The 10,310-nt window shown below is 46.0% G+C and carries 8 protein-coding genes and 2 rRNA genes; all 10 read right to left on the minus strand.

The window, feature by feature from the left end:
• Positions 1 to 2,217: a DNA helicase PcrA gene (pcrA, locus tag D1B31_RS21360; RefSeq protein WP_118924290.1), complete on the minus strand. Its 2,217-nt coding sequence runs from the start codon at positions 2,215 to 2,217 to the stop codon at positions 1 to 3.
• A gap of 67 nt (positions 2,218 to 2,284) precedes the next feature.
• Positions 2,285 to 2,977, minus strand: coding sequence for a heptaprenylglyceryl phosphate synthase (gene pcrB / locus D1B31_RS21365; RefSeq protein ID WP_118924292.1), 693 nt, complete (start codon positions 2,975 to 2,977; stop codon positions 2,285 to 2,287).
• A 162-nt stretch (positions 2,978 to 3,139) separates the two neighbouring features.
• Complete coding sequence (locus tag D1B31_RS21370; RefSeq protein WP_118924294.1) at positions 3,140 to 3,454, minus strand: YerC/YecD family TrpR-related protein; 315 nt, start codon at positions 3,452 to 3,454, stop codon at positions 3,140 to 3,142.
• A 29-nt stretch (positions 3,455 to 3,483) separates the two neighbouring features.
• The gene (locus tag D1B31_RS21375; protein ID WP_118924296.1) at positions 3,484 to 4,527 is read right to left on the minus strand and encodes a DUF3048 domain-containing protein; all 1,044 of its coding nucleotides are present in this window, start codon (positions 4,525 to 4,527) and stop codon (positions 3,484 to 3,486) included.
• Between the two features lie 60 nt (positions 4,528 to 4,587).
• Complete coding sequence (locus tag D1B31_RS21380; RefSeq protein ID WP_118924298.1) at positions 4,588 to 6,327, minus strand: adenine deaminase C-terminal domain-containing protein; 1,740 nt, start codon at positions 6,325 to 6,327, stop codon at positions 4,588 to 4,590.
• Between the two features lie 221 nt (positions 6,328 to 6,548).
• The gene (purB, locus tag D1B31_RS21385; RefSeq protein ID WP_118924300.1) at positions 6,549 to 7,841 is read right to left on the minus strand and encodes an adenylosuccinate lyase; all 1,293 of its coding nucleotides are present in this window, start codon (positions 7,839 to 7,841) and stop codon (positions 6,549 to 6,551) included.
• Positions 7,842 to 7,996: 155 nt separating this feature from the next.
• Complete coding sequence (locus D1B31_RS21390) at positions 7,997 to 8,179, minus strand: NETI motif-containing protein (protein WP_118924302.1); 183 nt, start codon at positions 8,177 to 8,179, stop codon at positions 7,997 to 7,999.
• A 317-nt stretch (positions 8,180 to 8,496) separates the two neighbouring features.
• Positions 8,497 to 9,189, minus strand: coding sequence for a DUF421 domain-containing protein (locus D1B31_RS21395; RefSeq protein WP_240035379.1), 693 nt, complete (start codon positions 9,187 to 9,189; stop codon positions 8,497 to 8,499).
• 650 nt (positions 9,190 to 9,839) lie between these two features.
• Positions 9,840 to 9,955 (minus strand): 5S ribosomal RNA (gene rrf / locus D1B31_RS21400).
• 227 nt (positions 9,956 to 10,182) lie between these two features.
• Positions 10,183 to 10,310, minus strand: a 23S ribosomal RNA gene (locus D1B31_RS21405); the annotation flags it as partial.

Here is a 10,310-nt window from a genome sequence, read left to right on the forward strand (position 1 = left end):
TTATACTTTTTTGATCGGGGCGAATTTTGCCAAAAGGCGTTTAATCCCGACCGGGCTTGGAAAAGCAATATCAAGCTCCATTCCTTCGCCTTCTCCCTTTACCCCGACGACTGTTCCAACGCCCCATTTGCCATGTTCGGCTTTATCGCCGGCGTGCCAGCCAATCGACTCGCCTCCTGAGTTCACAGGCCGTATAACAGGCCTTCTCGTAACAGGCTGGCTTGGTGCGCCGAACTGGCGGCTTCCAGCGCTGCCAAACTGTCTGGCGGCGGGTTTTTCTTCTTCAAGAAGATCAGCCGGGATTTCTTTAATAAACCGGGACGGAGGATTCATGTTCGTGCGACCAAACAGCGTGCGCATCTGGGCATTTGTCAAAAACAAATATTGCTCGGCCCTAGTGATGCCGACATATGCCAGGCGCCTCTCTTCCTCCATTTCCCCTTCGTCGACTAATGATCGGTTATGCGGGAAAACTCCCTCCTCCAGGCCGATCAGGAAAACAACCGGGAATTCAAGTCCCTTTGCGGAGTGCAATGTCATTAACGTTACCTTTTCCGTTTTTTCTGGTTCATCATTCATCGAATCGATATCGGCAACAAGTGCTAGATCTGTCAAAAAGGCAACAAGCGTTTTATCCTCGCTTGTTTCTTCAAAGCTTTTCGTAACAGAAAGCAATTCCTCCAGGTTTTCCATCCTGCTCTGTGCTTCGAGCGATTTTTCAGACCGCAGCATATCCATATAACCGGATTTGTCCAATAGATCCTCAACAATTTCCGTAACGGACAGGAATTCCTGCATCCTCGTATAATTATCAATCAAATCGCGGAACCCGGCGGCCGCTTTCGCCGCTTTTGGGCTAAGCCCGATCAGTTCGACAGATTCAAGCGCCTGATAAAGGGTCAAATCATGCATATTGGCGAAATCCGTAATCTTATCAACCGATGTCTGGCCAATCGCCCGCTTCGGCACGTTAATGACCCTAAGGAGGCTGATATCATCGTCCGGATTGGAAATGAGCCTTAAATAAGCAAGAATATCCTTAATCTCTTTCCTGTCATAGAACTTGGTGCCGCCGACAATCTGGTAATCAATAACCGACTTCAGCAAAACTTCCTCCATGACACGCGATTGCGCGTTCGTCCGGTATAGAATGGCGATATCGTTGGCGCAGTAATCGCCCGAATGGATTAATTCCTTGATTTTTCCGGCAATAAACTGTGCTTCACCTTGCTCGCTGTCCGCTCTATAATAGACGAGTTTATTGCCCTCAGGGTTCTCAGTCCAAAGATTTTTCGGCTTCCGGTTCGCATTTTTCGCAATGACTTCGTTAGCCGCCAACAGAATCCTTTTCGTTGACCGGTAGTTTTGCTCAAGCAAAATAACCTTTGCGTTCGGATAATCCTTTTCAAAAGACAGGATATTCGCAATGTCGGCGCCGCGCCATTTGTAAATCGACTGGTCGGAGTCCCCGACAACGCACAGATTCCTGAATCTGGCGGCGAGCATTTTGACAAGCATGTACTGCGCCCGGTTCGTGTCCTGGTACTCATCGACATGAATATACTGAAACTTGCGCTGATAGTATTCAAGTACGTCTGGAACTTGTTTGAAGAGATTGATCGTTATCATAATCAAGTCATCAAAATCGAGGGCCTGGTTTCTGCGGAGCCTTTTTTGGTATTCCTTGTAGACATCGGCAACCTTCTGTTCAAAATAGCTCCCGGCCGTTTTCTCAAACTCCTCCGGGCTGATCAGCTCGTTCTTGGCAGAAGAAATTGAGCCAAGGATCATCCGGGGGTCGAATTGTTTCGGATCCATATTCCTGTCTTTCAGGATACCCTTAATGACCGATTGCTGATCGGTCGTGTCGAGGATGGTAAAGTTCCGGTTAAAGCCAATCCGGTCGATATCCCTGCGCAAAATCCGGACGCACATCGAGTGGAACGTCGATATCCAGACTTGCTCGGCCACACCGCCCATCATTTTTCCAATCCTGTCCTTCATCTCGCGGGCGGCTTTATTCGTAAAGGTAATCGCGAGGATATTATACGGGTTCACTTCTTTTTCAAGCATGAGGTAGCCGATTCTGTGTGTCAGCACCCTCGTCTTGCCGCTTCCTGCCCCTGCCATGATCAGAAGCGGGCCGTCCGTTGCTTTGACTGCGGCTTGCTGTTCAGGGTTCAGTCCGCCCAGCAGTTTATCTTTTAAGTATTGCATCTTCTCCACCACCATATACAAACATATGTTCCGTTTCTATTTTAAGCTCTTTCGCCAACATTTGCAGCTAGTTTTTTGTTTTTACTGCTTTTACAGTTTCAAGCGCTTTGCGAAGGTTTTCGTAGATGATGTTTCCGACTACGATGACGTCGGCATGGCTGGCCATTTCTTCTGCCTGTTCCTTCGAGGCAATCCCGCCTCCGTAGAACAGGACGGCTTGATCGAGGCCATTTTTAGCAGCGGCCACGATTTCCGGATTGCCATAGGTGCCGCTATATTCAAGATAGAAGATCGGCATTCCGAACATTTTCTCGGCCATCATCGCGTAGGCCCGTACATCTTCTGCTGACAGATCTGTTTCAGCCTCAGTCAGATGCGCTGCTTTACAATCTTTATTGAGAATGACATACGCCTCCATCGCGAATTCATCCCAGTCCATAATGTCCCCGTACTCCTTAACCGCTTCAAAATGAAGTCCATTGATCCATTTCGGATCGCGGCTGTTCAGGATGGACGGCACAAAGTAAAGATCAAAGCCTGGCGTCACCGACTCTAAATTAGAAACCTCAAGGACACACGGAACCGTAAAGCGGCGGATTCTCGCCATCAGGTCAAGAACCTTTTCCAGTGTCACTCCGTCGGTACCCCCGACAATAACTGCATCCGTCCCGGATTCACAGATTGCCTCCAAATCAGAATCAGTTATTTCTTTGGCGGGATCCAGCTTGAACACATGGCGCCACTCACGAAAATCGTACATACCAAAAATCCTCCATTCACTATTCCATTCCTACATTATAGCATTAGGGAAAACGATACAAAAACAAAACAGGGAAAAGTCCTTTAGAAAAACCAGCCAATCAAAAATACGTATTGCCTAATAAAAGAAAAATAGCCGAAGCAGTGCCCCGGCTATTTTCTATCATTCCTCTGTATTCGTCACAACCGGATCTTTCAGCCGGTCCAGAACCATTTCATAGGCATCGTTTCCGTAATTCAAGCAACGCTTCACTCTGGAAATCGTCGCTGTGCTGGCACCGGTTTCGCCTTCTATCTTATGATACGTTTTGCCCTCGCGGAGCATCCTGGCAACCTCCAGCCGCTGGGATAGCGACTGTATTTCATTTACCGTGCACAAATCATCGAAAAAACGATAGCACTCCTCAAGGTCTTTTAATGTAAGGATTGCCTCAAATAGCTGGTCAAGCCCTTTCCCTCTCAGCTTATTTATTTGCATCATATCCTACCCCTTTTCAGTTCAGCATTTTATAAATTCTCTTCAAATGAGACAACGCTCGCCAGGCCTGGATTAGACGGAACAATATTCACCCACGTTTTGCCGCGGACGAGACGAGCTTCATTTCCATCAACAATCGGAACTATCCGTCCATGATCATTCAGCCAGTCCACTTCGGCCACTTTTCCTTTTTGCAAAAGAAAGCCCTTGCCCCCGCTCTTCAAATCAATATCACGGAGTCCGCCGGGGCCGGCAGCTTTATGGTCCATCTCCGCTATAAAAATATTATCAAGCAGGACAGGCTCTCCTGAATCAAGGTCGCTCGTCAGCTCGCCATTCGAATATCGTTTATATTTGCCAAGTTCAGAATCATATCGGTAAACCGAGGTGAATGTGTCATTCGAGAAATAGGAAACTTCGACTGCTAAAGCTTCAGGCCCCTCAAGGCTTGCTTCTTCTTCCTTTGTAAGAAATTTGAAGCTTTCCGGAGTCTGGCTCATATCAAACCCGTTCATTTTCGAGCCTTTTACCATGTTTTCGTAGGCAATATACGAATTGTGCGGCGCCTGCCTAAAATCTGCCCGCTTAAACAGCGTCCCGTCATAGGCCATCCCGTTCAGATGGTCGATCACTCCGCTATTCAGCATTTCCTTTGCTTCCACACTATAACCATGGGCAATAAAAATGCTGTCCAAGCCTTTGGCAAGGTTGATATAATAATCCCTTGCACTCCGGATTGGACCGACAGTCTCAGGCTTTTCACTTTGAAAAATCGCCAGGAATCTCGTAACATCCCCTTCGGCAAGCAGTTCATAGACGATATCTGCTTTGTTGAGCCCTGATTGTGGCCGAGCCTTCGGATGATTATTGACCATGACTGCAAAAGCCCTTCCGCCTGTTGGTGTTTGGGAAGCAATTCCTGTCAGAGGAAACGCAAAAGGCAGTTCGGCCTGTTTCTTTGCGGCAGCTGCTTTCTTGCCGCTGTTTTCAGTTGCGGATTTCCCAGCGCCTTTGTCACTGCATGCTGATAAAAGCAGCAGTACTGCCGCCATAGCGAGAGCCCATTTTCTCATCCTCACACCCCGTTTGAACATTTATCTCTTTATTTTGTTCTATCTCTTTACTTTACTATTTTAACGCATTATTGACGGAAAGAGTATCATTTTATTCATCACGTCATACATTCCCTGCTGCGTAATCCGGATATATGGCAAATGAGTTGACGAAAAGAACAGCAGGCTATAGACGGGGTCGGAGTAAGCATAGCCCCGTTCGCGCAACACTTCATACAATTTTTCTTCGGCTTTCATCAATTCTTCCAGGGGCAGTTCCGTCATGAGCCCGCCAAGCTGGAGCGGTATTTCACAGATCGCCTTCTCTCTCTCAGAAACTACGATTCCCCCGCCAATTTCTTTCATCCTATTAAAAGAGTGGAGGATGTCAGCTTTGCTTTTGCCAATCAGGATAATATCCCCCGTATTGGAAAATGAACTCGCCATTCCCTGCAGCTTGTTCGCAAACCCTTTCAGGATAGTATTAATCCGCCACTTTCCGTTTCGGTCAATGAGCATAAAGAAACACTCATCATGGCTGTCCGACAGCTGATTCCTGGATACTTCAATTGAGACGGAGTAGGGCTTCGTAATGACGGCATTCTCCATTTGGATACCGAATGGCATCGAGAATTGCAAGTCGCCCTCCGTCAGCTCCCAGTCGAGGTCGAGCGGTTCTAGGCCATAGTCATCCCAATTCAATTCAGGGAAGGAATCGATGAACTCACCATCGCGTTTTACCCACTTGCCTTTTGCCAGGACAGATACCGGGCACGGCTCTTCCATACTTGAAAGGATATTAAGATTGGCAACCCTGCCTGTAGCGATTTTGCCATGGATATGTGCAAAATTGTAGTACTTTGCCGGATTGATCGTCGCCATATTATATGCATCTATGACAGGGATGCCTTTTTCAATCGCGATCCGGATCATTTGGTCAATGACCCCGTCTTTGTAGAAACCGGAAGAAGAGCCGTCGGTTGTAAACATCAGCTGATCGTAAGCTGTGATGCCCAACCGATTCATATCATCCAAGAGGCGCGGCAAATCAGGCCGGATGGATGAGTGCCTGAGTGAGACGGTATATCCCTGCATAAGGCGATCATATACTTCCTCACCCGTCATCGCCTCGTGGTCGCAATCGGCACCTAGCAACATCATTTTTGCCAATGTTTTTTCCGAAGCACCTGGGAAATGCCCTTCAATCTGCTTTCTCATCCTTTTTGCTTCCTGAATCCAATGAAGCATCATATCATCGCCAGCCAGCAGCTTCGGCCAACCCGTCAATTCACCGCCCTGAAGAACTGCATCATGCTCGAGCCATGATTTAATCTGGCTGTGGGAAAAAACCTCTTCCTCATTAAGGATTTCCGTCTGCGGGTCGAACCTGCACCACCAAAACATGGTTGCCGGGATGCTCCGCAAATCCTTCATAAGCAAAAAAGCACGTTTTTTATTCAAATGCAAAACGAGCGACATATTATCATTAATAATGGTTGTCGTCCCCCGGCCGGCTGCATAGGCCGCAAAGGAATGAGGATTATATAACTGGAAAGGATGTGCGTGAGGTTCGATGTAGCCTGGAACAATAAATTGGCCGCTGCAGTCTATTGTGTTGCAGTTCACAAGATTTGGCGGCAACTTTTCCCCTACATACACAATCCTGTCATCATAAATCCATATATTTGCCTTCATCCAGCTGCGGAACGTCTGGTTCAGGTATGTAGCATTTTTCAAAAGAATGGTGGGAGAAAGCCTTCCGTCCAAAACATCAACATGTTCGCGCAAATGCTTGTTTTTCCACCTATAGCGCTGTTCCATTGTTCTTCACACTCCCGAAAGGAATCTATATAAAATAGTTTTCTGAAATTTCAATATTAAGAAAGCCCTTTCATTTTATCTTACCATATTCTTTTCATTGTTGATGTAGTGAATTTCAAAATGGTTTGATAAATTTGTGAATGAATGAGCAAATAGAGAAAACACTTTAAATCTGCATAAAAAAGCATCCATCCGTGTTAAGGATGAATGCTTTGTTTTGCTTAAAGGTCAAGCCTTTTAAAGATTGTATCCACATGCTGGAGATGGTAGCTGTAATCAAAGCAGTCATCGAGTTCTTCCGTTGAAAGATGCTTTGTAATGCGCTCGTCCTGATCAAGCAGGCTCCGGAATGGGACTTGCTGTTCCCAAGCCTCCATGGCTCTAGGCTGCACCGTATCATATGCTTCCTCGCGTGAAAGCCCCTTCTCAATTAATGCAAGCAAAACCCTCTGTGAGTAAATCAGACCGAGTGTCCTGTCCATATTGCGCTTCATATTTTCAGGGTAAACAGTCAGGTTTTTAATAATGTTGCCAAACCGATTGAGCATGTAGTTCAGAAGAATGGTCGCATCCGGCAGGATAATCCGTTCCGCGGACGAGTGCGAAATATCTCGCTCATGCCAAAGCGGCACATTTTCGTAAGCTGTCAGCATATGGCCCCGGATCACCCTTGAAAGGCCCGTCATATTCTCTGAACCAATTGGATTCCGTTTATGCGGCATGGCCGAAGAGCCTTTTTGCCCTTTTGCAAAAAATTCCTCTACCTCGCGCGTTTCACTTTTTTGCAGGCCACGCACCTCAACAGCGAACTTCTCAATCGATGAAGCGACCAGCGCAATCACGGACAAATAATGGGCATGCCGATCCCTTTGAAGCGTCTGGGTCGAGATAGGCGCAGCTTCAAGGCCAAGCTTTTCACATACATATTTCTCAACAAACGGGTCAATATTCGCGTATGTACCAACAGCTCCGGAAATCTTCCCTGCCTCCACACCTCTTGCAGCCTCATTAAAGCGGGCCAGATTACGTTTCATTTCCTCATACCAAAGGGCAAGCTTCAGGCCGAATGTAGTCGGTTCCGCATGGACGCCATGTGTCCTGCCCATCATGACCGTATATTTGTGCTCCTGGGCTTTTTCTTTCAAAATAGCAATGAAGCGTTCAATGTCAGCCCTAATAATTTCGTTAGCCTGCTTCAGCAAATAAGAAAGTGCCGTATCGACAACATCTGTAGAGGTCAGTCCGTAATGGACCCATTTCTTCTCTTCCCCTAACGATTCTGATACCGCCCTTGTAAAGGCCACCACATCGTGCCTTGTCTCTTCTTCAATTTCTTTGATTCGTTCTACATCAAACCGCGCATTTTCCCGTATCTTCTGCACATCATCGCGAGGAATATCACCTAGTTCCGCCCATGCCTCACATGCAAGGATTTCTACTTCAAGCCAAGCGTTAAAACGGTTTTTTTCCTCCCAAACACTTGCCATTTCCGGTCTTGTATAGCGATCGATCATTGCACTTCCCCCGTTACAATAGATTTATATTAAGTATGTATACGTGCCTTGTTCCAGGCAAAGTCACCTTCATCTTAACAGCCGTTCATATGGGCTGTCAAACAAATACACGAACAATATAAAAATTAACTATAAAATCGTTCGTGTATTGTCCGTTATTCAGTCGCTTTTGCTTCAAAAATGATTTGCCGTCCAGCCGGAACAATCTCTTTCCCTTCTTCTTTAAATATAGGCTTTTCAATTCTGCGGATAGGAGTGTAACCTTTTTTCTTCATTCTTTCCAGACATTCGTCGATTGTCTCATTTTCCATAACTTCGAACCTCATCTTTTTTTCCATGATCATTCCCCTTTCGACATATTAAATATAAAACAAACTAAGGATTTGTACTTTGCAGATAAGATGACAATCTCCCTGCGGGATACCAGTTGTACCTATGAGCCTGGTAGTCGCAGATGAGCGCTTTATCCCGCTTTAACAGTCCGCCAACATTAAAGTGCTTGTTATAGGAGGACTTAGTGACCGAACGGCTGCTGACGGACGGGCTTTCGGGCTCCAAAGGTATTTTTACAACGTTCGATAATTATGTTCATTTTATATAGTATAACCAAAAACAAGGATGTGCCGGGGTTTATCATCTGCACATCCTTGTTTATTTATTTATTCTCAGCTTTCGGATATTTTCTAATTAAAAATCCTTGCTGTGGCGACCACTCCGCATAATAAATATCCTTAATATTTCCGGCACCTTCTTTTTTTAGTTCCTCTTTCAGCCACACCTCATCCTTGCCGGCCTTTTTCAGCTCTTCTTCTTTAATTTGCCCTTCATCAACCAGCAATATCGAAGGGTCAACTCCTTCAGGATCAATATTTAGCATCGATGGAGTCACAGGATCCGCAGTAGGCTTTTTCATCACACTGATTTGTCCTCCCGTTTCCATGAAAACATACCGGACATCCTTTAAAGAGAAAATTCCCTCTATACGGAGTAAAGCACGGAGCTGTTCCATCTCCATTTGATTCTTTTTCATTTCCTTGTGGTTTACTTCTCCATCATCAATCAGTACGGAAATCTTCCCTTTCAGCGGCAAACGGATCCACTCAAATCGCTCGGCAAGCTTTTCTACTAAATAACTAATCAACCCCCAAACAGTTACAGCAAATAACACATGCCCAATATGAACCTTCTCATCATATATCGATTCTTCAATTATTCCCCCTAATAATATTGCAAAAACAAAATCATAAGGAGTAAGCTGGGACATCTCCTTCTTCCCAAGAAGCCGCGTCACAACAACCAACGCAAAAAAGCCAACCCCCAGCTTCAACGCAATCGTACCATACATCATAAACCTTCCTCCTTCTCTCTCTCTATCCATATACCCAAAAACCCACGAAAAAACGTTCCCATTTTTTAGTGAAGCAGGGGGACGGTTCCAGTGCTTCATTCGGGAGGCGAAAGAACTTAGGAGGCCTTTTAGCATCTATTTTAATGGTACGGTTTCGGCTGCGGCTTTTACGTGACAGTAACAGCTCGGTTTGGTGAATTACTGTCGCGAATGGCGCTTGTGCGACAGTAATGAGGCGCTAAGAGTCCGAATAACCCATGGATTCGGACTCTTGGCCAGCTTTTGAGCCGTTAAGAGTCCGAATAAGCTACGGATTCGGACTCTTAGCCAGCTTTTGAGGCGTTGAGAGTCCGAATAACCCACGGATTCGGACTCTTGGCCAGTTTTTGAGGCGTTGAGAGTCCGAATAACTTTGGATTAGGGATTCTTTCCCAGTAAATCATTGTTTTGATGATTTGTTGTCCCGATTCCCGCTCTTGTATGTCTGTAAAGGTTCTTTTTACGGCCACTGACTCGATTCCGGCTCGTCATGATAGGCATAATCAAGTTCCCAAAAAGATTTTCGAACACTTTGGAAACAATGATACACAACTCTTGAATTATTTAGTTACACGACAAAAAAGACAACCCATTCAGGTTGTCTTTTGGTTGCCCGGCAATGTCCTACTCTCACAGGGGCAAGGCCCCAACTACCATCGGCGCTGAGAAGCTTAACTTCCGTGTTCGGGATGGGAACGGGTGTGGCCTTCTCGCCATTACTACCGGACTATTTGGTTTGAGGTTCATTCCCTCAAAACTGGATAATGCAAGAAGAAGTTCGAAGAACGAATGATCAAATATATTTGTCTAGCTACAGCGTCCAGCGCCTAGTGTACTTCGCTCTTCTCCCTACGATAAGTCAACATCGAATCGCTCACGCTCTCCGTGTTTCCTTTATCTCAGTCGAAGCGCTCCAGTCCATACGCCGCTAAACGGACACTTCCGCTTTTCTATTTGGTTAAGTCCTCGATCGATTAGTATCAGTCAGCTCCACGCGTCGCCGCGCTTCCACCTCTGACCTATCAACCTGATCGTCTTTCAGGGATCTTACCAGCTTAACGCTGAGGGAAATCTCATCTTGA

The organism is Neobacillus notoginsengisoli (assembly GCF_003515685.1).
Taxonomy (GTDB): domain Bacteria; phylum Bacillota; class Bacilli; order Bacillales; family Cytobacillaceae; genus Bacillus_D; species Bacillus_D notoginsengisoli.